Source organism: Martelella mediterranea DSM 17316, from assembly GCF_002043005.1.
Taxonomy (GTDB): Bacteria; Pseudomonadota; Alphaproteobacteria; order Rhizobiales; family Rhizobiaceae; genus Martelella; species Martelella mediterranea.
In genome coordinates this window covers 2,808,287-2,835,074 of record NZ_CP020330.1, presented here as the reverse complement: position 1 = coordinate 2,835,074, position 26,788 = coordinate 2,808,287, and the positions used below count along the sequence as shown (strand labels likewise).

Sequence of the window (26,788 nt, the reverse complement as noted above, 5' to 3'; positions counted from 1 at the left end):
ACAGGGGCAGAGAGGGGTGAACCCTCTCGGCGAATTCGGCTTATAGGGCTTATGCCTTATACCCCTCTCTGTCGCTTTCGCGACATCTCCCCCTCAAGGGAGGAGATTGAGGCTGCCCGGTTTCCCGAACCGAAAATCGGAGACGGACCGTGAGTCTGTCGGGCGACGGCCCACTCTCAAAACAAATCCATCTGCCCCGGCCCCTCATCCTCCGGCTCGCCCTCCAACGGCGGACCGATCGGCTCGATCAGGTCTGCGCCCATATTGCGGGCATTGCTGACGGCTTTTGCGACCGGGAGTGCCTCAAAGAAATCGGCGGGCGGCGGGGCCAGCAGGTCGGCGACCTCGCGCGGTTCGTAATTGCGGCAATCGAGCCAGCGTTCATAATCCGCAGGCGCGATCACCACCGGCGAGCGCTCGTGAATATGCGCGATCAAACCGCTGGAAGACGTGGTCAGGATCGTGCCGGTATCGATCTCCGTGCCGTCCGCCCCCAGCCACGGCGACATCAGGCCGGCAAAGGCGATCACACCGCCGTGGCGCGGGCGGATCCAGTAGGGCTGCGCCCCGCCCTTCTCGCCGGTCCTGCGCCATTCGAAGAAACCGGAGGCCGGAACGAGGGTGCGGAAATGACGCATCGAGCCGCGAAAGGCCGGTTTTTCGGCCGCGGTTTCGCCGCGTGCGTTGAACAGCAGCGAGAATTCACGCGCATCCTTCACCCATGCCGGAATCAGCCCCCAGCGCACCAGCAGCGCGTTGCGTCCCTCCCCGCCGCCGGTCAGTTCCGAAGCGCTCACGATCATCAGGATCGGCTGCGACGGCGCGATATTGTAGCGCGGCGGGAACGGATCGATCCCGGTGATATCGAAAGCCTCGCCGACCTCGTCAGGGGTTGCTATCAGGCCGAAACGTCCACACATTGCGCTTTGAAACTCATCCTGAAAACGGAAGGCGCGCCTTCCGAGAAAATCCATTCGCGATCACCGCCCGTATATAGCATGACAGAGACGCCAAAGCCCGCTTCCTCGGTGATCATCCGCAGGAAAGACACCTTCCTGCTGGTGCGCCGCGCCAATCCGCCGGCAAGAGCCATGTACGCCTTTCCGGGCGGCAAGGCGGAAGCGGGCGAAACAGCGGAACAGGCGGCGATTCGCGAATTGAAGGAAGAAACCGGCCTAACCGCCGAAAATATAACGCTGTTTTCCGTCTATGACCTGATCGACAGGAACGAGACAGGCGCGGTCACCAGCTTTTACCGACTCAGCGTTTTCCTGGCGGAGGTCGATGACCGCGCGATCGCGAAGGAGGCCGATGACGCCGACGATCTCGGCTGGTTCACGCTCGCCGATATCGCCCGGCTGAACGTGCCCTCCAGCGTGCGCGAATGCGCCGAGGCGCTCGACCGGGAGCGCCGCGACACTGTGGCGAAAGAAGCACATTAGTCCCGGGAAATATGCGCCAACACGCTGCGATTAACCGGAAATTCACTTTTTCGGACGGCCGCGCTGCCACAAGGCCGAAAAAATTGATAGCATGATTGCGGAAGACAAAGCCTACAAGGATATGCGATGAAGCCGAACGCCAACGAGATCGACGACATGATCGTGCGCGAAAAGATGCAGGTGGCTCTCGAATATCAGAACGAAGCCTGGGCCGATGGCGTGGCCGACGGCATCGAGCCTGAGATCATCGCCGATGCTGCGCTTGCGCTCGCCATGCGCGAAACCGTGCGGATGATCGGCGAGGAAGGCGCGGAAGCCATGCTCGAATCGCTGCGCGAACGCATGCTCGCAGGCGAGTTTTCGCCCGAACGCATCCTGCAATAGCGCCACCGTCCTTCGGGCATAAGCAACCCGAGCCTTCCACCATTGACGAATCCGTCGCGCCGCGTGACAACACGGGCAATTGCCCCGTTGACCGGGACGTTTGCCGTACGAGCGCCTTGCGGGCCTCGTCTGCGACCCTACATCTTGAACTCGGGCCGGTGGAATATCGCCGGCATGCCAGAGGATACGATCATGGCTGAGATCCACCTTCCGGAACGGGCCGTCATCACGCTTGCCGGCGATGACGCCGAACATTTCCTGCAGAACCTGATCACCACTGATCTCGACCGCATCGGCCCCGCCGAGGCCTGGCCCGGCGCGCTGCTGACGCCGCAGGGCAAGGTGATGTTCGACTTCCTGATAAGCCGCACCGATACGGGATTTGCAATCGAAACCCATGCCGAGGACGCCGCTAGCCTGCTGCAGCGGCTGATGCTTTACAAATTGCGCGCCAAGGTGACGATCGCGGCTGAGGAGACCGACGGCGTGACGGTTTTTACGGGCGACGACGCCCCCGACACCGCCGTGACCGACATGCGTTTTTCGCCCGCCAGCATAACCGTCAAGCGTCTGCCCGGCCGCCATGGCAATCCGGACCCCGAGGCCTATAAGGCGCTCAGGATCGAAGCCGGCGTGCCGGAAATGCATGCCGACTACGGCCCGCAGGACGCTTTCCCGCATGATCTTCTGTTTGACAGAAACGGCGCGGTTTCGTTCAGGAAGGGCTGCTTTGTCGGCCAGGAAGTGGTCTCGCGGATGCAGCATCGTGGCACCGCGCGGCGCAGGCTGGTGTTGGTACGCGGCGCGGAAGCCCTGCCCGCCGCCGGCACGACGATCCATGCGGACGGCAAGCCCGCCGGCGAGCTCGGCTCGGTCGCGGGTGATGCGGCGATGGCCATTCTTCGGATCGACCGGGCGGCATCCGCCGAAAACCTGACGGCCGGCGATGTGGCGGTGACCGTCACGCCTTATGCCTGGAGCGGCATCACGCTCGAGCCGTCCGGCGCGGAGGCGGAATAGGCCGATGCCGCCGAAGAATGACACACGCGCCTGGCAGCGCATGCTCTCGGGCCGCAGGCTCGACCTCCTGGACCCCTCGCCGCTCGACGTCGAGATTTCCGATATCGCCCACGGGCTTGCGCGGGTGGCGCGCTGGAACGGCCAGACGCTTGGCGAGCATGCCTACTCGGTGGCGCAGCACTCGCTCGTGGTCGAGGCGGTGTTCTGCCATCTCAACCAGGCCAATGCCGACGATTGCCAGGCGGCGCTGCTCCACGACGCGCCGGAATATGTCATCGGCGACATGATCTCGCCGTTCAAGGCCGTCGTCGGGGGCGGCTACAAGGCGGTGGAAAAGCGGCTGGAGGCGGCCGTGCATCTCCGCTTCGCCCTGCCGCCGCATCCCCGCTCGGCGCTGAAGGCCAAGATCAAGGCGGCCGACAGGATCGCGGCCTATTTCGAATCGGTGAGCCTCGCCGGCTTTTCGATCGCCGAGGCGAAACGTTTCTTCGGGGAGCCGAATGGCGTCTCGATCGAGCTGTTGCCGATCGAGCCGATGCCGACGGCGCTTGCCCAGCAGCGTTTTCTCGACCGCTTCGGCGAAATCGAGACGGCCCGCGCGGAACTTCAGAAAACGGCCAGGAAAGCCGCCAAATGAGCGGCGCGATCATCGTATCGCCGCTGGAACGGATCGGCGAGATGGCGGCGCGTCACGGCTGCCGGCAGATGGTCTCGCTGATGGCCGCCGGCCATGATTTCGCCCGCCCCGGCATGATCGACCGACACCTCGTGCTGCGCATGAACGACATCGCCTTTGCCGGCGCCGGCGACCTCGTGGCCCCGGAACGGGCCCATGTGGATCAGATCATCGATTTCGCCCGGCAATGGGCGGACGATGGCCCGCTGCTGGTGCATTGCTGGCTGGGCGTGTCGCGTTCGCCCGCGGCGGCGATGATCGCCGCGCTCGCGGTCGCGCCCGGCATCGATGACGACCGGCTTGCACAGGCGTTGCGCGCTGCCTCCCCCTCCGCCACGCCGAACAAGCGGCTTGTGGCGCTGGGCGATGAAGCGCTTCAGCGCGGCTGCCGGCTTACTGCCGCCGTCAAGGCCATCGGCCGTGGCCGAGAGTGCCGGCTCAACGCGCCTTTCAGACTCGATCTCGACGATCTTGCCATCGCGCGGTTGCGCCATAGGTAGAGTCTCCGTACCCTTGGCCCACGATATTTGAGATGAATTAATAAGGACTGATTGATGGATTCGATAGAGAAGCAAGCCTCCGATCTTCTGAATGCATCCAGCGATTTCGCCGAAGCGATGATGGCGCTTGTCGTCACCTATGCATTCTCGGTGCTGGGAGCGATTATCCTGCTGATCGTCGGCTGGATCGTCGCCGCGATTGCCCAGCGCTCCGTCAAAACCGCTTTCATGAAGTTCGACAATGTCGACAAGACATTGGCCGGGTTCTTCGGCGCGATCGCGCGTTACGGCATTCTCACCATCGTCATCGTCATGGTGCTCGGCCAGTTCGGGGTGCAGACCGCGTCGATCCTCGCCGCTCTCGGCGCCGCCGGCCTCGCCATCGGTCTCGCCCTGCAGGGCACGTTGCAGAATATCGCGGCCGGCATCATGCTGCTGGTGCTGCGGCCGTTCAAGGTCGGAGAGTATATCTCGACCGGCTCCATCGACGGCACGGTGCAGGAGGTCGGCCTGTTCGCGACCGAGCTCAAGACCTTCGACGGCCTCTACCGGCTCGCGCCGAATTCGACGCTCTGGAATGTCTCGATCACCAATTATTCTCGCGTTGCCCAGCGCATGCACGAACTCGCCATCGGCATCGGCTATGAGGACGATCTTCGCAAGGCGATCGACATCATGCTTGATCTGGCGAAGAACAACGAAAACGTACTCTCCGATCCCGAGCCTTATGCCTTCGTCAAGGAACTCGGCGACAGCGCCGTGGTCGTGGCCATGCGCTATTGGGTGCCCGGCCCGCTGTGGTGGAAGACCACCCATGTGATGACCCGCGACGCCAAGCTCGCCTTCGACGACGCCGGCATCTCGATACCGTTCCCGCAGGTCACGCTCTCGACGCTCGACGATGATGGACTTCCGGTAAAGCCGGAAAAAAGCGAGCAGGCTGACAACGAACAGGCTGACACGGCAGAAGACAAACCGGCAGCCAAGTCGGCAGCCAAGGCGGGCAGCAAGCCGGCAAGCAGGGCGGCGAACAAGCCGGCGGCCAGGGCCGGCGCGAAGAAACAACGTGAATGATCGGAACCCGCCGGTGAAAATCGCAGAACTCAACATCTATCCCATGAAAAGCGCGCGCGGCATCCCTCTCGATGCCGCGCTTTGCCGTGCGACCGGCCTCGAGGGCGATCGCATAGCGGTTCTGACGGAGCCGGATGGCCGTTTCATCACCCAGCGCGACCTTCCGGCCCTGGCACGGGTGACGGCGCGTCCGGGGCCGGATGGCCTTATGCTGTCAATGGACGGCAAGGACGCGATCGAAACCGGGCCTTCCAGCGAACAGCGGATCGATGTCACCGTCTGGAAAGACACCGTCAACGCGGCGGCGAGCACCGGCGCGGCCGATGACATGCTTTCGGACTGGTTCGACCGTCCGGTCCGCCTTGCCTTCTTCGACAGCGCCGCAGAGCGAATCGCAAGCCGAGACTGGGTAAGCGATGAGACGCCGGTTTCCTTCGCGGACGGTTTTCAGGTGCTGGTGACCACCACCGGATCGCTCGCCGCGCTCAACGCCGATCTGAAGGCCCATGGCGCGACAGAAGTCGGCATGGAGCGGTTCCGGCCCAATATCGTGGTCGATTGCGACGAGGCCTGGGCAGAGGATGGCTGGGCGGCAATCGAAATCGGCGGCATCGCGTTTGATTTCGTCAAGCCCTGCACCCGCTGCATCATGACCACGCAGGACCAGACCACCGGCTCGCGCGAAGGCGCAAATCCATTGCCGGCGCTCGGCCGCCTGCGCATGTCCGCCGACCGTCGCGTCCCCGGCCCGCTGTTCGGCTGGAATGCGGTGCCACGCGGCGAAGGCATGCTGCGCGTCGGCGACCCGGTCACCGTCACCAAAAGCACGGCAGAGCGCTGGCCGGTGAAGAAGCGGGCGTGAAATACGGCGTCGGGCAGAACCGCCTTACTGCCTTCAGAATGACAGGCCGAGGCTGGCGAACCAACCTTGCGCCCTGTTATCGCCGCCCAGGCGCGCGCGGTACTGCACATTGAGGTCGATATGCGACATCGGCGCCTCGTACTTGTTTTCGCGGAACCAGTAGCTGAGCTTGAGGCCGGGGCCGGCGCCGAGCGCGAACTCATTGGCGTCGGTGCTGTTGTAGTCGGCGGCGATGCCGAGATAGGGCGTAAGCACGAATTTTCCGTCGTCGCCGCCAAGCTTGAAGCTGCGCCCCAGTTGGGCGTAGCCGTCGGCGAAGTTCTGGTTGCTTTCGAGATAGCGCCCGACTTCGCCGAAATACTGGCCCGTCCACCATGAGGACATTTCCGGCATCAGGTCTGTATTGAAGCCGCCGGAGATCGCCGCCCGCAGCAGGTAATCGTCGCGGCTGTCGCGCCCGATCTTGAAGTAGCGCGCCCCCTCCACAATGAAATTGTAATCGGAGAACGGCTTGATCCGGATCCCTGCCGCACCCTGCATGGTCGAAGCGCCAACCGGACCGTCGAGCGAATCATAGAGGGTGGTGAATTGGCGCAGGAACAGGTCGACCGTGCGCCCGTCGCGATAGCCGAACATCGGCGGACGCCAGTATATTTCCGTCCCCACCTGCATCACCTCGCCGGCGGAGGCCGCCGGAGACAGATAGCCGTCCGAGATGCCGCTGGTGCCATAGATCACGCTGGCATAGGCGCCCCACTGGCGCGAGACGTCGCCGATCTGGCGGCGCAGATTGAAGCGTTCGGTTTCGGAAAGCGGAAAGACGCCGGCATCGGCCTGGTCGATCGCCTGCTTGAACAGGTCGACCGCTTCTTCATTGCGATAGTCCCTGACGGCGGCGTAGCCTGCGTCGATCAGTTGCGCGCCCCGCAACTGTCCCTGATCATAGGCATCCTTGAAGGACTGATAGGCGATGTCCTTATTGCCGACGCTTGCGGCAAGATAGGCGATATCGGCGGAGCCAAGCGGCGCAAGAGATCCGTCTTGCGAGGCCTCAGCAAACATCGCCCGCGCCTGCCGCTTGCCGTCCTGCGCGGCGGCAAGCCTTATTTCCGCCGCGGCAACGTCCGCCCGTTCGGCCTCGCTTGCGGCCAGAGCGCCGGCCCGGACGAGCGCGCTGCCGGCGGCATCATAATCCGCCATCGCGGTCAAGGCAGTGCCGCGTTGCAGCCAGACGCCGTAACCGGCATCGTCGCCGAGCGGCTGCAGCGTCCGATAGGCCAGCAAAGGGTCTGCGGTCGCCATCGCGGCGGCCGCGAGGTCCAGCCTGAGCTGGCGCTCGGCGCCCGCCGGGCCGGGAAGCTCCAGCGCGCGCGAAAAATCGGCGAGCGCCGCGGTCTGGTCGCCGCTCTTCTGTTCCAGCACGCCGCGCCGGCGCAGAAGCTCACGGTTGTCGCCAAGCGCTGCGATCGCCTGATCCGTCGCCGCCAGCGCGGCGGCGGTGTCGCTCTGGCCGTTCAGCAGGTCGATCAGCAGCAGGCGGAATGACAGATTGCCGGGCGCAAGCCGGACGGCCTTGCGGGCATGGTCGACAGCGCTTGCCAGATCGCCCTTGCGCTGGGCGGCGTAGGCCGCGTCCGCCTGCCGGTCGGCAGGGCTCGCCTTCGCGGCGGGCGGGCGGTTGGCCGCTCTCTCGGCATTCTTCAGAAGCGTGCGATAGTCGGCATTGTCCGGTGCCAGTTCCACGGCCTTCCTGGCCTGATCCACGGCGGTCCGGTATTGGCCCGCAGCATAGGCCTTGTAGGCCGCATCGGCAGCCTCATAGGCGGGGCTTGTTTCCGAAACGCTGTCGCTTGGCGCGCTCTTACTATTTTCAAGGTCGCGCGCGGCCTCGGCATTCTTCAGCAGGGTCTTGTAAGCCTCATGATCGGGCGCAAGTTCAACGGCCTTCCTGGCCTCCTCCACCGCCTTGTCATAATCGCCCGCGCCATAGGCCCGATAGGCCGCATCGGCCGCCTGATAGGCTGGACTGCTCTGCGAGAGCGGCGCCGGAGACTGGTCGTCGGCCAGAACGGAGGGCGCAGCCAGTGAGAGCGCGATTGCCGCAACCGCCGCCGACAGCGCGAGCCGGGACACAGCATTGCGGTATGGGCGTTTCGTGTTTGTCGCTGCCATGTTCAAATCGCCTTTCCGGCAACAGGTGGCGAGAGCGTCCGGTTCCCGCGCAATCGCTCGATCCTGCGGCGCTGCTCGGCCAGCGCATCCTCGATCGCCTGGTTGAAGACTACATCCCGGGCGGCGAGATAGGCGCCGATCAGCCCGTCGCGCTGGGGAGAATAATCGGCAAGCGCCGCCCGCAACGCTTCCGGGGAGATATCGCCTCGTTCGACGAGAATATCGCCAAGGCGCGGCAACACGTCATTGGGAAGGGGCGAAACGCGCCTGCCGTCCGCGACATCGCGTTCGCAAAGAAGGTCCAGACCCGCCATGATCTGGCTGTCGCGGACAATGCAGACTTTCGGCGTTTCGCCGCACGCCGCGACGATCTCGGCGAGCGCCTGCGGCTCCAGCGGCACCGCCGCTGCCAGCATCAAGCGCCCGTCCCCGGCATCCTGCACCGGAAGGACGCGCAAGCGAACACAGAGATCGGTGGAAATCCGGCCCCGGGCGTTCAGCACATCGTCCTCTGCGATCGCCCGCATCTCGTAGCCCGCCTGGAAAGCCACGGCTTCGGCGATCACCTCCTCCTGAAGCCAGCCTTCATCGATCAGGATACGACCGAGCGGGCGGCGCTGCTGCCGTTGCTTGGCGAGCGCCTCATCAAGCTGGGCGTCGTCGATCGCCTGCCAGGTGACGAGCAGATCGCCGAGCCTGGCGCTGCGCTCCACCAGCCCGTCGCCCGAGGGAAAGTCATGCATGGTCTTGTCCCAGACCAGCCGCTTGCCGGTCACGAGGTGGGTGACATACTGCTTGAGCGCGCGCGCCATCGCCATGAAGTTCACGAAATTGCCGACCACCATGCGCGGGATCGACAGCAATCCATGCTCCCAGCCGAAAGTTCGCGACGTGAAATAGAAGCGCTGCACGACCCGCGCCACCAGCGCAATGGCGTTCAGGATCAGCACGACACCGACCCAGCCATGAACCGAAAGCAGCGGCGGATATGTCGTGGTAAACAGGCCGAAGCTGATGGCGAAGTGAAAAACGATATACTGGAGCGCCAGCAGATAGGCGAAAACGGTGACAAAGCTGGTGACGATCGCCTTTCTGTCCCTCAGCAGGAAATAGCGGTCGACCAGCGAACCGTACCAGCCGAAATAGGCCCAGCCCTGGAAGCAGATGCCAAGCGACCACCGCGCCTTCTGGCGATAGGAGGTGCGGAACCTGTTGGGAAAATATTCCTGCACGCAAAGCGGCATTCGCACAATCTTCTCGCGCTCCGGCCCGAAGCCGAACCAGGACTTGCGCCGCATTTTATAATCGACGGTAAACCGCGCGAGGATCGAGCGCATGCCGTGTTCGGCAAGCCGCACCCCGATATCGTAATCCTCGGTGAGCGTCTGGGTGTTGAAGGGCTGGTTGTCGGTTTCGGCCGAAAGGGTCAGCAGCGCCTTGCGCGAGAAACATGTTCCCACGCCGGCGGACGGCACCATCCCTGACAAGGCCTCGCGCACGACGATATCCTTCCCGTGCCATTCGGCGAACTCATCCATGTATACGCCTGCCACGAGCTCGTACCAGTTGCGCTCCAGCGAGTTCACAGGAATCTGGATCAGGTCGATCCGCGGCAGAAGGTAGTTGAAGAAGCGCAGTTCCAGCGAATGAAGAACGTCCTCGCTGTCGTGCAGAATGGTGCCGGCGAATGTAATGCCGTGCGTCTTCTCATGGGCGAAAATCGCCTGCACCACCCAGTTGAGGCAATCCGCCTTGCAGGTCGGCCCGTCATGGGGAACCTCGACGCGCACAAGCTGGCGGTAGCGCTTGCGCATCCGCTCGACCTCGTCGATCGTCGCACGGTCGTTGCGGTAGGTGCCGACGAAAATCGTGTAGTTCCGATAGTCGAGCGTGCGCACCATGCCTTCGATCATGGCCGCGATCACGTCGTGCTCCAGCCAGGCAGGCACCATGATCGCCATATGCTGTTCGGGGCGGTTATGAAGCTGTTCCGGCTGAAGCGGCTGGTAGTGGTGCTTCCTGGCCGCGAACCGCCGCTTGATCGCCCGCCCATAGAAAATCGCGTCGATGAAAAGATCGTCGAGGCACGACAGCAGGATGATCACCGCGACGATCGCGGTGAAATCCTCCAGCAGCCGATAATAGTCGGCGAACAGGAATGGCCAGTAAAGCTGCATGATTGTCGGCCTAGTCCCGCTTGTCCCGGTTCCTGCGGCGCGCGAGACCGGCCAGGAGGAGAAGAAGGAGGAAACCGCCGATGATCAGCGTGGTGAGCGCCCACGGCGCCTGCTCCAGCCAGAATTTCGGGCTCGTGATCAGACGCAGCGTCGACCCGTTGCTTTCGTCGAGCGGCGCACCGGAGGCGGCATAGACCGTGTTGCCGCTGGCATTCAGCGCCGTCAGAACACCGCTTTCGCCGATGATGGCGACATCGCCCTGGCCGAAGCTGAACGGCTTGCCAAGATCGGCCCCGGCGCCGACCGTGCGGTAGTAAAGGCCCGGCTGGCTCTGGTCGAGCTCGGCCTCGGCTACCGAAACGTCCGAAAGCCCGGCGGCATCGAAAAGCCGCTCGCCGCGCGCGGAGTCGATCGTGATCTTGTCGCCCGTGACGCTGACGCGATCCGCGCCCTTTTCAGGCGCGATATCGAAGAACAGGAAGGGCTTGTCCGGCACCGGCGCCGTGGCCGTATCGACGACCGCGAATTCGGCGCGCGCCGGCGCGATGCCCGCGGCATCGGCCACGCTCATCACCGTCGGCAGCGTCTCCAGCGCATCGTTGAGCCAAGCCGCCGGCACGGCCACCTCTGTGTCGCCCGCCAGCTTCGCCACAAGCGTGGTGAAGCCATCGGCGGCAGGCGCGTCCTTGAACACGACGCGGCTATCCGGCAGCACCGCGGCGGGATAGGCCTGCGGAACTTCGCGACACTGATCACTCGCGGGCTGGCGCTGGAATTCGACGTTGATGACATTGCGCGGCAGCAGGGTATAGGCGGGTATGGCGACTGAAATCTGTTCGGGCGTGCCGTCGGCCTTCAACTGTTTGGCCCCCAGCAGATAGCCGTTGATCGAAACCGAAGCGACCGGCAGCGTCGCGGTTGCGCCGGGGGCCGCCGAGACGTTGAGGTCGAGGCGGCTCGGCACCTTTCCGGGCGCAGCCGTGCCGAGGTCGAATTGCGTCGACCAGTCGCCCCTTGCCACGACGTCGAGCCGGCTCGGCGCCTTACCGAGCGCACCAAGCGCAATGGCGTCGCCCTCACCCGGCGGCATCGCCGCAGCGGCAAGCGTAAGATCTCCCGACACCGCCGACTGACGCCACAACGTATCGAACAGGCCGACCGCGGCATTGGCCGCATCCGGCGCAACCGCGATGACCGGCCGGCCCGAAAGCGTGCGCAGCCCGACGGTTTGCGAGCCGACGGGTTGGCCAAGCGCGTTGAAATCCTGCCGGATGGTCGCGACAGCAGCGGAAGCGGCGCCATCGGCGGCGACGATTTCCGCCGAAACGGCATCGAGCGCGGCTTTCAACTGCTCAGCCATCGCGCCGTCGGCAACGGCGATATCGGCGCTGAATTGCGGGGCGTCGAGCAGCATCAGCGCGCCGATCTCGGCTTCGCTGGCGATCTGCACCTCACCGCCGCCCGCTAGGCTCTTGAACGCCGGAATGCCGGCAAGCGATGGCGGCACCGTCAGCGCGGCGGTTTGTATCTGGTCGCCCACCTTCGGCAGGGCGATGGTCCTGACGGTCTTGCCGTCGCGCTGCAGCGCGGTTCCGATGCGCCATGCGGCATCATAGCTGCTCTTGTCGAGGCGGCTACCCGAAACCAGCAGCGTCACCTCTGTGGGAAGCGCCGACCATGCCGTGCTGATATCCTTCACCGCGGAGGCGGCATAGCCATATTCCAGATAGGTGTCGGGCTCGATCTCGAGCATGTTGCCGATCGGTCGCGCATCGTCGCAATAATATTGCCCGGTGGCGGAGGACCAGTTCACCTTCAGATGCACGAAGCCGTTGTCGCGGGCCGCGCCATCGATGCCGATGCTGGTATCGGTCGCGCCGCCGTCATCCGTCGGCGAGCGCGCAAGCAGCATGCGATCGTCAACCGACAGCGTATAGGTGGTCTGTCCGCCATCCGCCCGCAGGTAACGGCCTTCGAAATTAAGCGTGGGGTCGATGAGCTCGACGCCCGCCGGAACGGGAATATAGATATCGCGTTCGGCCCCGGTCGATCCAAGCGCCAGCGGCGTGCCGATGCCGAGTTCCTCCAGCGTGACCTTGCGGGTGATCACCCGATCCTTGGTCCCCGCCGCAAGCGTATCGGCGATGGCGCCGGCATGGCTCTCCTGCGGAACCAGCAGGACTGGCGCCACCGTGCCCGCAAGAAGGGTGGCGATCACGGCGTTCCTGGACAGGGCGGTTTTGGTGTTCTTCATTTCGTGGCAGTCCTCAAGGAAACAGCGCGCAGGTGGCGCGGGCGGGCATGCGGGGCAGCCTCCGCTGCGAAGGGAATGACGGCGCGTCCGGCAAGCGTATCGACGATGCGCTGCGCGGCCTTGCCGTCGCCATAGGGATTGATCGCGGCGGATTGGAGCGCATGGGCTCGGGGATCGTCCAGAAGGTGCACGACCTCGCGCATGATTCTCGCGGTGTCGGTTCCAACCAGTTTCACCGTGCCGGCCGCAACCGCCTCCGGTCGCTCGGTGACATCGCGCATCACCAGGACGGGTTTTCCAAGCGAAGGCGCCTCTTCCTGCACGCCGCCCGAATCGGTCAGGATGATATGGCATCGTTCCATCAGATAGACGAATTCGAGATAGGCCTGCGGCGCGATCAGATGCACGTTGTTCAGCCCGCCCAGCATATCCTGGACCGGCCCCGCGACATTGGGGTTCAGATGCACGGGATAGACGATCTGCAGATCCTCGCGCCGTGCAAGTTCGCGCAACGCCTTGCAGATATTGATGAAACCGCCGCCGAAACTCTCGCGACGATGCCCGGTGACCAGCAGGGTCTTCAGCTCGGAATCCAGAAACGGAAAATCGGCGTCCAGCCGGGCCCCGAGGGCCGCGTCGCCGCGAATGCGGGCCGCAACCTCCGTCAGCGCGTCGATCACCGTATTGCCGGTGACGACGACCCTGCCCTGAAGATGCTCGCCCGCGAGATTGCGCGCGCTCGAAAGCGTCGGCGCGAAATGGTAGGCCGAGACGACATCGACGAGCCGCCGGTTCATTTCTTCGGGCCAGGGCTTCGAAAGATCATAGGTTCTCAGCCCCGCCTCGACATGCCCGATGGCAATGCCGCGGTGGAAGGCGGCAATGCCCGCCGCCATTGCCGTGGTGGTATCGCCGTGAACCAGGACGACATCAGGCCGCGCCTCTTCGAATACCTGGTCGAGACCGGCGATCATCTTCGCGCTGAGCGCATTCAGCCCCTGGTTGGGCGCCATGACCGCAAGATCGAAATCCGGCTTGATTGCGAAAAGCGACAGCACCTGATCAAGCATGCTGCGATGCTGGCCGGTAACACAAACCTCAGTTGTGATAGCGCTATCACACCTCAGAGCATTGACCACCGGGGCCATCTTTATGGCCTCAGGGCGGGTGCCGAAAACACAGAGAATCCTGGTCAAATTCTTACTCCGATCCAAAACAGATGCTTCCGGTGAGCCCGGATTGGGAGACCCTGCTATTGGGGAAACGTGTCTTTTGTGCGGGTTACTTTTTGTTAACCTTCCGCTTTGCGCGTCGGAAATCGCCACCAGATCGGAAGCCGGCAGAAGTTTGCGCCAGACCGTGGGTCTCGCAGGCGAAACAGGGTTGTGGCGTCGTGGACGAAAATCGGGCAAGGTGAGCCACGAGCAACCAAAGGACAACCAAACCGGCCGTCAAGTACATGCCGGCGTCTCAAGCAAGCAGGTCCCATGGCGCATTTCATCAAAGACTCGATCACCTTCATCGAACCTTACCTCCACCACTACGGGCTGCTCGCGCTCTTCATCATCATCTATCTCGAATCGCTCGGCGCGCCGATGCCGGGCGAAAGCGCGTTGATCGGCGCCTCGTTGCTGGCGGCAGACGGACAGCTATCGATCGTGGGCATATTCTTCGTCGTTGTCTGCGCGGCCGTAATGGGAGACAGCACGGGCTATCTGATCGGCCGGTTTGGCGGCCGGGCGGTGATCTCGCGCTACGGACGTTACGTCGGCATGACGGAAGACCGTCAGAAATGGATCGAGGGACTCTATGAAAAACGCGGCGCATGGGTGGTGGTCGGCGCCCGCTTCGTCGTCATCCTGCGGCAATTGAACGGAATCGCGGCGGGCTCGATGGGCATGCGCTGGCCGTCCTTCCTCGCCGCCAACATCGTCGGCGGCCTGTTGTGGGCCGCGGTCTGGACCATCGGGCCCTATATGTTCGGCGACGTCATCGCCGAGCGCCTCCACCTCGACCTGCACGGCGCGCCGTCGTGATAGCCTGGCGGAAAGGCGAAGGCGCGCGGACCGGCGCAATCCTGCCCGGCGGGCCTTCCGGCTCGACCAGCATGAAGCGTCCGCTGCGATCGGTGGCTTCGTTAGTGAAACTACGCGTCTTGCATGGCTGGCCGTTCTGCCGCTCGACGGCATGAGACACTGGAAACAGAAGACGACCGTCAGGCGGTTTTGTGGCCAGTCGACAACGTGTTCTGCGCACGGTAACAGTTGCCTCCGTTAAACTGTCGCATTGTGCTGCAAGTGGAATATTTTGATATGACTTCGGTTTTCTGGCTTCTTGTGATCCTCCTCGTGGCGTTCGCCATGTCGCATTCCAGGGTGAGGAGCCGTCTCAAGAAACTGGAGGATCAGCAGCAGCGAACCCACCAACGGCTGGAACTACTGGAGCGCCAGGCGCAGGGCGATGCGGAACAAAACCTTGCCGCCGTCGCAGACGGCACGGAAAAAACGCCAACCGGAAAACCGGTCGAAAGCGTGGAGCCGCCCGCAGTCGAAACCGTCGCGCCGCCGGAAGGTGCGCCGCCGGCCGAAGCAGAAAAATCATCCAGCGCCGTCAAGGGGCCGCCGCGCGCCTTTGTCTTTACCGGCGAGGTCATGCGGCAGTTCACACAGTGGCTTCGTCAAAACTGGACGATCGCTCTGGCGGCGCTTTCGCTGGCGCTGGGTGGTGTATTCATGGTTCAGTATGGCGTCGAAAACGGGTTGCTGACGCCGGTCTGGCGCGTGGTCGGCGCGCTGGCGCTGGGCGCCTTGATGATCGCCGTCGGCGAGGCGATCCGCCGCCGCTACGGCGACGAGCGGACGGCCTCCACGGCAGCCCTCCCCTCGGTCTTCGCCGGGGCGGGACTGGTGACGCTCTTTTCCGCCGTGCTCGCCGCCCGTCTTCTCTACGGCCTCGTTTCCCCCGAAACCACGCTCGCCGGGCTGGTTCTGGTCAGCATACTGGCGGTGGCGCTCGGCTGGCTTTATGGCTCGGTGCTGAGCGCCGTCGGCATTATCGGCGCCACAGCCGCGCCCTTTCTTGTCGGCGGCGAATCCGAGAGCGGCTGGCTGTTCTTCTACTATTTCGCCTTCATCGCCATTGCCGGCCTTGCCGTCGACAGCGTCAAGCGCTGGGCCTGGGTCTCCGCCGTGGTGCTGATCGCGACCTCAAGCGCGGCCACGCTGCTCTATGTCGCGACCGGCGGCCTGATCCATTATACGGCGTTTCTCGCGCTTTCCTGGCTGGCGTCCGTCACCATCCCCGTTCAAAGCTTCGTGCCGACGCATGCCGGCCAGACGGTTCTGGCGACGCTTGCCGGCCTTCGCCCGCGCGCGGATTTCCCGACCCGGGTTGTCGCGGCGATGACGCTGTTCGTCAGCGCGGCCGGCATTTACCTGTCTCTCGAAGCGCCGTCCGCGACAGAGGCGACTGTCGCCTTCCTGCTCGTCGCCCTCGTCCTTGGCGCGACGCTGATATGGATGCACCGCGCCGAGGCGCTGAAAGACATCCCGCTCCTGCCCACCGCCGCGTTTCTGGCCGTGCTTGCGCTGCAAGCGGTCGAATACGGTCCGCTTTTCGCTCAGTTCCTCGCAATGCGGGAAGCTGCGACGACACCCGCGACCTCCTTCATAACACTGGCCCTCGTCCTCTCGGCAGTTGCATCGATCATGGCCTTCTGGCGGATGCCCCGGTCCGCGGATGATGCCCGCGCGGCGTTAGGTTTTGCCCTGGGGGCCGCGACCTTTGCGCCGGCGAGCGCCTTCATCTTCCAGTTTCTCTGGTCGCCGGCGGCCGCCTTCGGGGATTATCTCTGGAGCCTCCACATTCTCGCGATCGCGGCGGTCATGACCGTGCTGACGGATCGAACCTTGCGGAGCGGCGATGCCAACCAGCGACAGCTTCGCGCGGCGCTCTTCGCAATCGCCGCGCTGTCGATGCTGGCGCTGGCGCTGTTCGTGGTGCTGACCCAGACGGCGCTGACGCTGGCGCTCGGCGTGGTCGTGATCCTCACCATCTGGCTCGACCGGCGTTTCGATCTTGCGCTCATCGGCATCTTCACCAAGGTGGCGCTCGCCATCATCGCCTTCCGCCTGATCGCGAGCCCCGGCTTTTTCTGGGCGGTGCGCAGCACCACCCCATGGCTGGCCTTCATCGAGGCCTATGGCGGCACGCTGGCCTTGCTATATGTCGGGTGGCGGCTGACCGTTTCCCGCGCGCGGCTATCCGTGCAGGCGGCGATCGAGACCGCCACATGGACGATTGCAGCCGTCTTCGCCTGTGCATTGCTGCAACGGCTGGTGCCGGACGAACCGGGGCTGCTCGCCGCGGTGATGGCGATCGCCATGCTCGCCCAGATCAACCGCCTGCCGACGACCGGCAGGTGGCTGCGGATTTTCCGGGCGGCTCTTGCCGTGCTGTTCGGCCTTGTCGCCACCGCCCTGATTGCCGTGCCGCTCACAGTCACCAATCCGGTTCTGTTCCGCCTCAACCCGGTAGCGGGGCCGGCGATCTTCGACAGCCTGGCGCTCAGCTACCTGCCGCTCGCGGCCGTGCTGGCGATCGGCGCCTGGAAGATCGACACGCTCGGCCGGCGATTGCGGATTGCCTTCACCTGCGTCTCGAGCCTGCTTGCAGGCTTCTATGTCGCCTGCGAAATCCGGCGGTTCTGGCGCGGCAACGACCTTTCGGTCCCGGGCGTCACCCAGCCGGAACTCTACAGCTACACGATCGCGCTGGTGATCATCTGCGCGGTTCTTCTGTTGATCAGCTTTTCCCGCCATTCCCATGCCCTGCGCAAGGTCGCCATGGCCGCGACCGGCCTGACAATCGCGAAGGTCTTCCTGGTGGATATTTCCGGCCTCGAAGGGCTCCTGCGCGTCGTATCCTTCATCGGCCTCGGCCTGGCGCTGGCCGGCCTCGGCTGGCTCGACCGCGCCATGAACCAGCGCTGGAACAGGATGTCAGACAAGGCCGAAACGCCTGGCGAAGGTGGAGACTTATAACAAATTCGCCGCCGTTCCTCCCGGTTTCATCCGCCACGGGAATAGGCAGCGCGGGACAAATCGAGCCCTTGTTGGGATGGTGCCAGTATCCGCCGCGGATGATCTGACGGCAGCTATATCCCGGCCTTCACTATCAACTGAAAGGCCTTTTGAAAATCGTGCCCGACGCCATGGGCATGGCGCTCTACGCCCCATGCTGTCTAAAGGTCAAAACCGCGACATCGTCAGCCGACGAGGCCAAGGCGCGACGGGCCAAAGATTGGCGTCAAGGACCCGCCGGGCAGCACATTACGATAACCGCCACACCCGCACCCCGAAGGGCCTGCGCGTTGTGAGCGATTCGTAGGATATTTGAAATGGTAAATCAGCGCCCGGTCGCTCCGACCGTTCCCGCAGCCGGCTATATCGGCGGCAAGCGCATCCTGTCGAAGACCGTGATCGCCAGGATCAACGCGACCCCGCATGACGGCTATGCCGAGCCCTTCGTCGGCATGGGCGGCGTGTTCCTGCGCCGCGATCGCCAGCCGAGGACGGAGGTCATCAACGATATCAGCGGCGACGTCGCCAACTTCTTCCGCATCCTGCAGCGGCACTTTCCGCAGTTCATGGATACGCTCCGCTTCCAGATCTCCGGAAGGCGGGAATTCGAGCGGCTGATGAAGACCGATCCAACGACGCTGACCGATCTCGAACGCGCCGCCCGCTTCCTCTATCTCCAGCGTCTCGCCTTCGGCGGCAAGGTCGCCGGCCGGAATTTTGGGGTCAGCAAGACCACCGGCGCCCGCTTCAACCTGGTCAAGCTCGCCTCGACGCTGGAGGACATCCACGAACGCCTCGCCGGCGTCGTCATCGAATGCCTGCCCTGGCAGGACTTCATCCGCCGCTATGACCGGCCGGGCATGCTGTTCTATCTCGATCCGCCCTATTGGGGAAACGAGGCCGACTATGGCGCGGACGTCTTCGGCGGCAAGGATTTCGAGGCGATGGCGGAGGCTTTAGCCGGCCTTCAAGGCACCTTCATACTGTCCTTGAACGCCGTTCAAGGCGTCTTCGAAACCTTCTCACGGTTCGACATCGAGGAGGTCGACTGCACCTATTCAATCTCGGAGGGGAATGGGAAGGGCGTGAAGGAGGTCATTATCGTCGGATGAAGTGCTTTAGTAAATTAGACAATTTACATGTTGCGCCCAGAATACTTGACGGACAGTATTCAGGGATTGATCGCGTAAAGAATCTATTTCTCAAGGGGGAGGAGAAATGCCGAGACTGGTATACGCATCTCGTTTTGAAGTTCAGACGAAAGCAGGCATGCAAGAGGTGCTCTCGAGCTATCGTGATTGGGTAGTCGGACATTATCGGGACTGGAGGAATATGCCCGAGTTCGATTTTGATCCCAGTTCGTCGGAACCTCTCATAGACCTTCCAGAGGGACATGAGCTTGCTTCCGCCTTGTTTCAGGACGGTAGCGAGCGCGCTGTGCGAATAAGGTGGGTTTTGCCTCACGATCAAGACGCAGGGCTTAGGTGGCTAAACGAAATTCGAGTAGGACAATTTAACGATCGATGTGGTGTCGAACACCTGATCTCCATCGAGTCTGTGGAGTATAGCGTTTCGCCGGCCCGTTTAGCGTTCGGTTCACCGCGGGTTGTTCGCGATATCTGCTCCCGATCGCCAGCTTTTGTGGGCGATATGCAAATTCAAGCGGAGCCCTATATTGTTCGGCGTGAGAGCTTGCAGGATTTCCTGATCTTGCTGAATAGCGAGTTAAGGAAGCTCCCTATCGTGCTCCTCTCCCCTTACGCACGAGGTGACCTCAATCGAATTGATCCTCAAAAACTCGCTCTAAATCTTGCCGGAGTGGCCGTCATTGTTTGCATTGAAGATCCTGAACTTACGTGGGACTTCGTTGACGAGGTCGGTCGCGAACTTTCGTGCTTCAACGGCGCTGCGCGGATTTATTGGCCCGGTTTCTCAACAGAATCGTCTCCTCGTAGTCATCGCTTGTTTCTTGGCAGTTGGATTGACCAAATCGGCTCAAATTCTGCCTCCCGCAAAATCGAACAATCGATATTTGCCGTCACAGCCTTTCGATACATTCCAGATCCTCGCATAGCCGATCTCATCCGAAGGGCTGAGGCGGCCGAGCGGCAAAGGCTCTTATCAGAGAAGAGAGAGACAGGGGACAATTTCTGGGCGGACTACGAACGTGATCTGGAACGCCTTGATTTAGCAGAGAAGAAAATTGAGCAACTTGAGGCGGAGAATGCCAACCTGAAAGCAAACCAGCAGGTCTTCTTTTCCCTGGAAGATGGGCCGGACGACAAGCTTGATGGCGGAGACGATGATGTCGTTTCTTTCCACTCGGTGGCAGAGGCAACGCGCGAAGCAGCTACAAAATTTAGCAACTTAGAAATTTTGCCATCAGCACTATCCTCTGCCGATGATTGTCCATTTCAGCGCCCGGACGATATATTCAGGGCGCTAAAAGACCTTAGTGAAATTGTCGACGATTGGGAGCGAAACCGTCGCGAAAAGGGAAGTGGAGGTGATATTCTCCTGCACCTGAGGAATAGAGGGTGGGGCAAACGGAGTAGCATGCACATCTCAGATACGACGAAAGGAAAATACAAGAATCACTATGAGTTTGAATATCGCGGGGAAAAGCAGCTTTTCGAGCCACATATTACAATCGGCGCAGGCGACACGAATTCATGCGCTTCCATTCACTTCCTTTTCGATTCAGAACGAAAAAAGATCGCGATAGGGCACGTCGGCCGGCATCTTCCGAATACAAAGACTTAAATGCAGTAGACAGTCGCCCTTCAACTGATGTTTTGGTTGTTGTTTGACAGATGAGGCTGCAATGACCGGGAATATGCGGAAACAGGCGGGAATCCACGCGAATGCCTTATTTCTCAAGCGATCTGTCAATATTCCGGGCGGCGGCACCGGGCATCGCCTTTGACAGCTGAGGGCTTGAGGGGCCCGCCCTCAGCACGATCATGGCCCGGCCGGACTCCACCCTTTCAAAAAGCGTGAAAACAGAAGCATCCGCCGCGGATGCGCGATAAGCTTGCTTATGGAACTGAGCAGCCCCCTGCCCGCCAAGCGCCCGTGATATAGGGCTTCACGGACTCTGGCGGCGTTTTCACGGACCTGCTTCAAACGCGCTTCAGAGAGGCCTAGGAAACTCTCGAAAAAGACCCAAAAATTCAACAATCAAAGCCAAATTCCAACCTAGACATGGAAGCGGCTACCAACTTCACAGGTCTATTAAACATTTCAATGCCTTAGTTAAAAAAATCGTCCGCCAAACATGGAAGTGACGGTTGGTCACTGTTCACAGGAAACTTGACTGATGTACTCCCAAACTGAGGCAATTCAGCGCACTGATCTCTGCCCATGCGAGCGCATCACCCGCCAGCTGCGCCCGATCGATTAGCGGTATTTCCGGCGGAAAGCCTCAAATTCATCGAAACCGATCCGGCCCATTTCTTGGCCAATAAACTGAACCGTGCGAAGCGCCCTTTTTCTCTTAACATCGGCTATCCATAGATAGCGTTTATGTTTCTCTGCCCTTTTCCCTATGGGAAGCGTAGCGGCCTCAAAATAAAGCGTGCCGTCTCGCGCTTTTTTTGCTACAACTTTTTCGTCCTCAGTTGGAGGAAACACAATCGAAATTAGCGCAGCATATGGTGCTTTGTCCGATAGCTTCAGGCAAACAAAGCTTTTTCCTATACCCTTGTTCTTTCGGGGCACCACAAATTCAATTTTATCCTTATGGCTACTGATTGACTCTTCAGGTACGACCTCGAGCTTTGCAAAAAGGAAGGGCTGCGGGGCAATTACTCTGACGGAGTCACATGATGCCTGCACACAAAGATAATAGTTACCACTTGCATCTTGCACCAATGTGCCCAGTGAAAGGCTGGGTTTATGGTAGGCGTAGGGAGCCTCTGCATCTGCGGAGAGCCCCGTCAACGCAGCAAATTTGAGCAGATCGAGCTTCCGTCCGTCTTCGTCAGCACGAAGAGGCTGAGCGAGATGCTCCGTGAAAAATTTTGCGCCCTTGTTTTGTAACGGCTGGTTCGTTTTGAGAGTTGGCTTGATACCATCGATAATAAGCTTTTTATAAAGACTTCGGTCTATTGTTGAGAAGTTGTTACCGTCGCCGAGCTCCACATCTGCCGGCAAATCGTCGAGAGCTTTGTCGAGCGCTTCAGCTCCTGCAAATTTTGCCGCGATTGAAGACCTATCGATCGCATTTTTTAGTTCGCTTAGGATGATAGCGGTCGCGTACTCCTCAGCGTCCTCTGGACTGCGAATAGTGCTCCTATGCTGAAAATATGGACCATCCATTTCCTTCCCAAACTTTGAAATAACATGGTGCGTAGCTGCTCGGATGGAGGCGATTGTCGCGATCGCTACGTTCGTGAGGACACCTCGTGAAAGCAGGGAGAACTCCTTCTGCAATCTACTAGGTAGCGCTGACTCGGGAATCGCGAATTCGGCCATATTCGCTGGAAAAGTGCCGCCTTGTTTAAATAGCCAAACAATCCGAAGACCGTCTGCACTTTCGATATAGTTTTCCCTGATCGCCAGGCACTTTCGATCGCGTGTCGTCTTCGGGATTGACTTAAGGACCGAATTCAGAATCCTCACTTTGTCGGCCACACCAGTGTATATTGCAATCAGCCTGAACCGACCGCCGTTGGCCTCGTCGCTAGCAATAACTCTGGTTATGATATCAACTGCGGTTTTACCATTGTCTCTATGCATTTCCCAATCTACACACAATATATCTGCTTTCTGCGAAGCCTTCGCTACACGCTCAGGTGCCCCGTCGTTTGGCTTCGGCTTAACGACCGAGCAGATTAGGCCAAGCGACATTGAGGTTTCTACGAGCACGTCAGCTCGCAAGGGGTGTTTCAGATCAGTCGACTTTGAAGGTGTTACAGCAACCGGTTTTGCTAGGTCTCGTCGGCTTGGCTTTTTTATCTTAGCGGCTGACTTCACTGGCTCATCCAGATCTGCTGCCGCCTCGTCGTCGACCACTATCAAAGTATGAGCAAACTGCTTTGTCGCCTCTAGCTGGAACTCGCTGAAGTTACGCATGGCATCAGGCTTTCTCATTGGAAGAAATACGGAATACTGTTCCACTTTCAGTTGGATCAAGGTCCAACGAGTATCCTACTTTCTCAAGAGCTTGCCGCGATATGTAAAGCCCCATCCCTCTTCCTCCGGGTTTCCTTGTGAAATTCAGACTAAAGACATTTTCCCGATCGCGAGCACTGATGCCCGGTCCGTTATCGATTACTAGTAAATCTTGTCCTTCTACATCCAGCGTAATGCGCTTGTCTTCTATCTTCCGGTCCTGCAACCAGTAGATAGCATTATCTATTAAGTTCACGAAAACTGGATAGAACGTCGATGTAAAACCTTTCCATTCAAAATGTTCAAATTTTTCGGTCGACGTAAGCTCTACACCGCTTTCTTTCAGCGCCATCTCAAACAAGTTTTGCGAAAAATTAGTTATGTCACTACCTAGTATAACTGTTTCATCGCGATTGAACCTTATGTCCATCTGAGTGAATAACGAAAGAAATCCGTTGAGATGCTCAAAGCTTGAGAACATCGACTGATATAATTCAGCAAGATCGTCGTTTGCTTTCGCCCACCCTTCGAGCCTGCGGAAACCGTCCCGCAAAGCATGTACGGTTTTGTCGAATTCATGATTCACCGCGCTGATCGCGAGGCCAATTTGAGCAAGCTCGAGTTCGGAAGCCCTGCGATCGCGCAGTTCTTCCAGTTCCTCTTCGAGCGATTCAGTCAGTTCGTCGATGTCGAAGCCGTCGCCTTCAAGATAAAGCTGAATCTGTGAGACTTGATTTTGAAGTCCGAGAATCCGATTTTTTTGCTCAATAAATAGATCTTCGAAGTCCTTCAAAAGACTGTCTCGGCCCGAGTCAAGATTCTCCGGCTTCGTGGTCCCCACCATGGATGTGGCAGTTACCATCAGTTCGTCGTACGCCTTATTCAAGGTTCGAAGCGCATCCGAATTATTTGCTTTCGCAAGCGAATGGAAAGCCGCCAGGTCTCCATCAGCCTTGCTCTTGGTCGCCTTCATCTCGTCTCGTGCGCGATCTGCCGTCGCCTTTACATTTCCTATGAAGCGACTGGCAGGGTCGACCTCGATGCTGTATTCAGTGGCAGCTTTCGAAACAATTTGAGAAATGGCATCGCCTGCGGGTTTGAAGATCTTTTCATCGAGACGCTCTCGTTCCGCTTGATAGGCGATCCACTCGTTGTTCAACCGCTTGTTAAGACCGACTCCGCGAGGTTTTTGAATGATGAGGGACGACTGCAAGCCATAGATAACGTCCTTGGCTTCTTTCTCGACCCTCATCAGAGCAAGCGCCTTCGAGGGGCCGTCTCGCGAACTGTTGGCGATTTCTCCAACCCGCGTCTCTAGATACCCAATCTTCGTCTGCACCTCGCGCTCCGGCGCATGGTTTTCTAATACTTCAAAGAACTGAGTTAACTCGCTCTGCAGCCATCTTTTCTTCTGCGTCGATTGCTTGGCTTTCTTGGCGCGGATTTCTGCATTTTTCTGTAGGTCACTGCGTGAGAGTTCCCACTTCTCGGAATACCGCCCGTCTTCACGGAAGAAGTCCGCTGCGGTTTGCAAGAAAAAGTTCATCAGGATGGACCGAAATTGGCGATAAGCGACGTTCTCTCTGAACCCTTCGCGCCCAGCCTTTTCCGACAACTCACCATTCTCAATTCCATCAAGCTCAATGACACCCATCAATCGACGGTATGAATAGTAATAGTAAGACGCCCCATACGTCCTGCGTTTTTCAATGTCGATGAAATCGTAATCAGAATCGCCGTATGGTTGAACACGAATTCCGTCCTTGTAGATATATAAACCACCGTGCTTGAAAAGCTTACGCGAAAGCCTCGCGTACTCGTCAGGTGGGACAAGGCTATCTTTAGGTGTGCCTTGAAGCACCCCACACTCAATATTGAATGGACCACATTTGGTAGCTCGACCGTCACCATCGGGCCAGTTCAGTACGTACTCTTCAGGCGGCAGATGGTAGACGCCTATCTCGCCCCGAAACTGTCCGTATTGATCGAAGCGCCCTGAGATATGGTGATCAACTTCTTTAAATTCGTCGGATGTAAAGAAGGCCCGCTCCCCAAGGCGCTCAATTGGCGGACCTTCGTCTACATAGTCTCGAAACCGCGTTATGATGGGGGGTGCTTGTTGAACTGAGGCTGTCATCGTATTGGTGAAGCCGATCAGATGCTTCTCGAACCGGGTGGCCTTATTGTCGGCATCCCTCGCGTCGATATCGCTGTCGATAAGGCTATCTGCCGGGGTTATATAAAAGTGTGTTCCACACCCCTCGCCAGTCAGGCTCGGTTCATTCAAATAGCCTGCCATTTCTGCGGGTACTGCATTAAAGGAGTCGAGATCGCAAAGAATCTGCTCCCTATGAGAAGCTTCAATACGTGAGCCAAGAGCAACGATGGCGCCCCTAGCTTCTGCAATCATCTCTTTAACCATGGCCTCATCGGGCAACGCATCTGCACTCGTTTCTCTGATGGGGACAGATACCTCATCCAAATCAATACCGGGCAACTCAAACATGCCCCAATGGATGAACGCTGCGGTTATTGTCATTTCAGGGATGTCGTTGCGCCTAGCCCTGGTTAGAATCAGAACCTGAGGTCCGATGACTGCGATCGCAAGACGCCCGATGCCTTTTTCACCAAGGATTGGGCGCCGCTTCTGTGTCTTGTCGACGGGGGGCAAAGTAAGCCCTGAAGTGCTATCAACCTTACTGTCGGTACCGAGAGTAAGCCAGCGCTGCTCAAAGTCATCGCGGGTCATTCCGAGGCCGTCATCCCGCAGAACCAGAATCCTCTCGTCTCGAAAGTAATCAACCTCCGCCCTTTTCGCGTAAGCGTCGTGAGCATTCTTGAAAAGTTCACTGAGAGCGGTCGGAATACCGGCGATCTGCTGACGGCCCAGCATGTCAATGGTGCGAGCTCGCACGCGAAATTTAGCCATTTTCCACCGCTTCATTATCTGTGAGAGCCAGATGTCTAGTGACTTCACGGCCCATTGCTTCAGCCAACTTTACCGGCACTGCGTTCCCAATCTGTCTCGCCATAGAAATCAACGTGCCCTGGAACTGGAAATCATCGGGAAAAGTCTGCAGACGTGCGGCCTCCCGCACACTGATCGCCCTGTCTTGGGTAGGATGTCCATAACGGCCGTTCGAAAGACTTATGCACCTCGTCGAGAGCGCGGATGCCGGTCGGTCCTTGGACATCCGTCCGTAAACATCGGTATGACCAGAATGACCTTGATGGCATCGGAGACCAAGATCCGCTGGCCAGTCCATGCGCCCACCGTTGATCGGCGTATTTCGAATTCGTTCCTTGTTAAGGTCGGACAGATTGGCAGCTTGATGATTCGGAACACTATGATGGATACCGCCAGCCTCGATGGGAGGAAGGTCTCCGATGCAATCCCAAACGGTCAGGTAGGGCCTTTCTTCGGAGCCGTCGTGAGTAGCAACCGGAACTCGGATATCACCAACCTTGCTCGCAATCAGAACAAGGCGTTTGCGAATCTGCGGGACACCGTAGTCTTGTGAAGAGATCACTTTAATATCAAAGCTGTATTTTAACTCTTTTAGCAGCGCGACAAACCGACCAAGTGGACCATCCGTGGAAGCTATTTTCTGCAGACCGGGGACGTTCTCCAACAACAGATAGTCTGGGCTTAAATCCCTCACGAACTTATGAAAATGATCGAGCAGTTGCCTGCGGTTGTCGCCCACTTTCTTATGCGTATGTTGCTTCGTGAAAGGCTGACACGGGGCACAAGCTGCAAAAAGCAACTTTCCTTGATAGCCTCCTAATATACTTTGGAGTTCTGATGGATCGAAGGTTTGAATATCTTTCATCAGAAATCGAGCAGTCGGAAAATTCGACGCGTAGGTCTGCCCCGCCTGCGCATCAATATCGATTCCTGCAACAATATTCATACCTGCAGCCCGCAAGCCCGCACTGGTCCCACCGCAGCCGCAGAAAAAATCCACTACATTAATCATGACAAACAGGCGTCTCGTTTACACAATCGCCGCAATTAACTCGAGACAATA

General features: G+C 59.8%; 19 protein-coding genes. 11 read left to right on the top strand and 8 right to left on the bottom strand.

From position 1 onward, the window contains the following. Positions 1-176: 176 nt before the first annotated feature. Positions 177-920: an SOS response-associated peptidase gene (locus Mame_RS13235; protein ID WP_018066460.1), complete on the bottom strand. Its 744-nt coding sequence runs from the start codon at positions 918-920 to the stop codon at positions 177-179. A 78-nt stretch (positions 921-998) separates the two neighbouring features. On the opposite strand from Mame_RS13235, the gene Mame_RS13230 reads away from it, so the two are divergent. The 7 genes from Mame_RS13230 to Mame_RS13200 all read left to right on the top strand — a co-directional run bounded on the left by Mame_RS13230 (position 999) and on the right by Mame_RS13200 (position 5,958). After that, on the top strand, positions 999-1,442 hold the full coding sequence (locus Mame_RS13230) for an NUDIX hydrolase (protein WP_026173765.1): 444 nt from the start codon (positions 999-1,001) through the stop codon (positions 1,440-1,442). A gap of 126 nt (positions 1,443-1,568) precedes the next feature. Next, positions 1,569-1,826: a hypothetical protein gene (locus Mame_RS13225; protein WP_018066457.1), complete on the top strand. Its 258-nt coding sequence runs from the start codon at positions 1,569-1,571 to the stop codon at positions 1,824-1,826. Between the two features lie 192 nt (positions 1,827-2,018). Further along, on the top strand, positions 2,019-2,846 hold the full coding sequence (gene ygfZ, locus Mame_RS13220; protein WP_026173764.1) for a CAF17-like 4Fe-4S cluster assembly/insertion protein YgfZ: 828 nt from the start codon (positions 2,019-2,021) through the stop codon (positions 2,844-2,846). 4 nt (positions 2,847-2,850) lie between these two features. Then, the gene (locus tag Mame_RS13215; protein ID WP_018066455.1) at positions 2,851-3,483 is read left to right on the top strand and encodes a YfbR-like 5'-deoxynucleotidase; all 633 of its coding nucleotides are present in this window, start codon (positions 2,851-2,853) and stop codon (positions 3,481-3,483) included. Next, complete coding sequence (locus tag Mame_RS13210; RefSeq protein WP_018066454.1) at positions 3,480-4,022, top strand: tyrosine phosphatase family protein; 543 nt, start codon at positions 3,480-3,482, stop codon at positions 4,020-4,022. The genes Mame_RS13215 and Mame_RS13210 overlap by 4 nt, the downstream gene beginning before the upstream one ends. Positions 4,023-4,076: 54 nt before the next feature. After that, the gene (locus tag Mame_RS13205; RefSeq protein ID WP_018066453.1) at positions 4,077-5,096 is read left to right on the top strand and encodes a mechanosensitive ion channel family protein; all 1,020 of its coding nucleotides are present in this window, start codon (positions 4,077-4,079) and stop codon (positions 5,094-5,096) included. Between the two features lie 13 nt (positions 5,097-5,109). Continuing rightward, a complete protein-coding gene (locus Mame_RS13200) occupies positions 5,110-5,958 on the top strand; it encodes an MOSC domain-containing protein (RefSeq protein WP_026173763.1) in 849 nt (282 codons plus the stop codon). Between the two features lie 33 nt (positions 5,959-5,991). Here Mame_RS13200 and Mame_RS13195 read toward each other — a convergent pair whose 3' ends face one another. From Mame_RS13195 to wecB, 4 genes are read right to left on the bottom strand one after another with little or no spacing between them, the layout of a single operon-like run. Further along, positions 5,992-8,130, bottom strand: a complete 2,139-nt coding sequence (locus Mame_RS13195) for an NfrA family protein (RefSeq protein WP_033410787.1) — start codon at positions 8,128-8,130, stop codon at positions 5,992-5,994. A 2-nt stretch (positions 8,131-8,132) separates the two neighbouring features. After that, positions 8,133-10,307 carry a glycosyl transferase family protein gene (locus tag Mame_RS13190; protein ID WP_018066450.1) on the bottom strand — a complete coding sequence of 725 codons (2,175 nt, stop codon included), beginning with the start codon at positions 10,305-10,307 and terminating at the stop codon, positions 8,133-8,135. Positions 10,308-10,317: 10 nt separating this feature from the next. Further along, positions 10,318-12,561 (bottom strand): cellulose biosynthesis cyclic di-GMP-binding regulatory protein BcsB, encoded by a 2,244-nt coding sequence (locus Mame_RS13185; protein ID WP_018066449.1) that lies wholly within the window; start codon positions 12,559-12,561, stop codon positions 10,318-10,320. After that, positions 12,558-13,757: a non-hydrolyzing UDP-N-acetylglucosamine 2-epimerase gene (gene wecB / locus Mame_RS13180; protein WP_210162278.1), complete on the bottom strand. Its 1,200-nt coding sequence runs from the start codon at positions 13,755-13,757 to the stop codon at positions 12,558-12,560. The genes Mame_RS13185 and wecB overlap by 4 nt, the downstream gene beginning before the upstream one ends. 315 nt (positions 13,758-14,072) lie before the next feature. Between wecB and Mame_RS13175 the strand changes: the two genes are divergently transcribed. The 4 genes from Mame_RS13175 (at position 14,073) to Mame_RS13160 (ending at position 20,405) form a co-directional block, all read left to right on the top strand. Beyond that, the gene (locus Mame_RS13175) at positions 14,073-14,597 is read left to right on the top strand and encodes a DedA family protein (protein WP_026173762.1); all 525 of its coding nucleotides are present in this window, start codon (positions 14,073-14,075) and stop codon (positions 14,595-14,597) included. Between the two features lie 276 nt (positions 14,598-14,873). Further along, the gene (locus tag Mame_RS13170; RefSeq protein WP_018066446.1) at positions 14,874-17,603 is read left to right on the top strand and encodes a DUF2339 domain-containing protein; all 2,730 of its coding nucleotides are present in this window, start codon (positions 14,874-14,876) and stop codon (positions 17,601-17,603) included. Positions 17,604-17,959: 356 nt separating this feature from the next. Continuing rightward, entirely contained in the window at positions 17,960-18,754 is a 795-nt protein-coding gene (locus Mame_RS13165) for a DNA adenine methylase (protein ID WP_018066445.1), read from the top strand. 106 nt (positions 18,755-18,860) lie between these two features. After that, positions 18,861-20,405: a hypothetical protein gene (locus Mame_RS13160; RefSeq protein WP_155122117.1), complete on the top strand. Its 1,545-nt coding sequence runs from the start codon at positions 18,861-18,863 to the stop codon at positions 20,403-20,405. Positions 20,406-21,041: 636 nt separating this feature from the next. On the opposite strand, the gene Mame_RS13155 is transcribed toward Mame_RS13160, so the two are convergent. The 3 genes from Mame_RS13155 to Mame_RS13145 are packed head-to-tail and all read right to left on the bottom strand — an operon-like array spanning position 21,042 to position 26,737. Then, positions 21,042-22,778: a response regulator receiver domain gene (locus Mame_RS13155; RefSeq protein WP_155122116.1), complete on the bottom strand. Its 1,737-nt coding sequence runs from the start codon at positions 22,776-22,778 to the stop codon at positions 21,042-21,044. Next, complete coding sequence (locus Mame_RS13150; protein WP_033410784.1) at positions 22,723-25,686, bottom strand: ATP-binding protein; 2,964 nt, start codon at positions 25,684-25,686, stop codon at positions 22,723-22,725. The genes Mame_RS13155 and Mame_RS13150 overlap by 56 nt, the downstream gene beginning before the upstream one ends. Continuing rightward, positions 25,679-26,737: a DNA cytosine methyltransferase gene (locus Mame_RS13145; protein ID WP_085986578.1), complete on the bottom strand. Its 1,059-nt coding sequence runs from the start codon at positions 26,735-26,737 to the stop codon at positions 25,679-25,681. The genes Mame_RS13150 and Mame_RS13145 overlap by 8 nt, the downstream gene beginning before the upstream one ends. Positions 26,738-26,788 lie beyond the last annotated feature (51 nt).

Bases quoted from the DNA above. Each gene is read 5' to 3' on its own strand.
- Mame_RS13235 (WP_018066460.1), bottom strand. From the start codon at position 920: ATGTGTGGACGTTTCGGCCTGATAGCAACCCCTGACGAGGTCGGCGAG.
- Mame_RS13230 (WP_026173765.1), top strand. From the start codon at position 999: ATGACAGAGACGCCAAAGCCCGCTTCCTCGGTGATCATCCGCAGGAAA.
- Mame_RS13225 (WP_018066457.1), top strand. From the start codon at position 1,569: ATGAAGCCGAACGCCAACGAGATCGACGACATGATCGTGCGCGAAAAG.
- ygfZ (WP_026173764.1), top strand. From the start codon at position 2,019: ATGGCTGAGATCCACCTTCCGGAACGGGCCGTCATCACGCTTGCCGGC.
- Mame_RS13215 (WP_018066455.1), top strand. From the start codon at position 2,851: ATGCCGCCGAAGAATGACACACGCGCCTGGCAGCGCATGCTCTCGGGC.
- Mame_RS13210 (WP_018066454.1), top strand. From the start codon at position 3,480: ATGAGCGGCGCGATCATCGTATCGCCGCTGGAACGGATCGGCGAGATG.
- Mame_RS13205 (WP_018066453.1), top strand. From the start codon at position 4,077: ATGGATTCGATAGAGAAGCAAGCCTCCGATCTTCTGAATGCATCCAGC.
- Mame_RS13195 (WP_033410787.1), bottom strand. From the start codon at position 8,130: ATGGCAGCGACAAACACGAAACGCCCATACCGCAATGCTGTGTCCCGG.
- Mame_RS13190 (WP_018066450.1), bottom strand. From the start codon at position 10,307: ATGCAGCTTTACTGGCCATTCCTGTTCGCCGACTATTATCGGCTGCTG.
- Mame_RS13185 (WP_018066449.1), bottom strand. From the start codon at position 12,561: ATGAAGAACACCAAAACCGCCCTGTCCAGGAACGCCGTGATCGCCACC.
- Mame_RS13170 (WP_018066446.1), top strand. From the start codon at position 14,874: ATGACTTCGGTTTTCTGGCTTCTTGTGATCCTCCTCGTGGCGTTCGCC.
- Mame_RS13165 (WP_018066445.1), top strand. From the start codon at position 17,960: ATGGTAAATCAGCGCCCGGTCGCTCCGACCGTTCCCGCAGCCGGCTAT.
- Mame_RS13160 (WP_155122117.1), top strand. From the start codon at position 18,861: ATGCCGAGACTGGTATACGCATCTCGTTTTGAAGTTCAGACGAAAGCA.
- Mame_RS13150 (WP_033410784.1), bottom strand. From the start codon at position 25,686: ATGGCTAAATTTCGCGTGCGAGCTCGCACCATTGACATGCTGGGCCGT.
- Mame_RS13145 (WP_085986578.1), bottom strand. From the start codon at position 26,737: ATGATTAATGTAGTGGATTTTTTCTGCGGCTGCGGTGGGACCAGTGCG.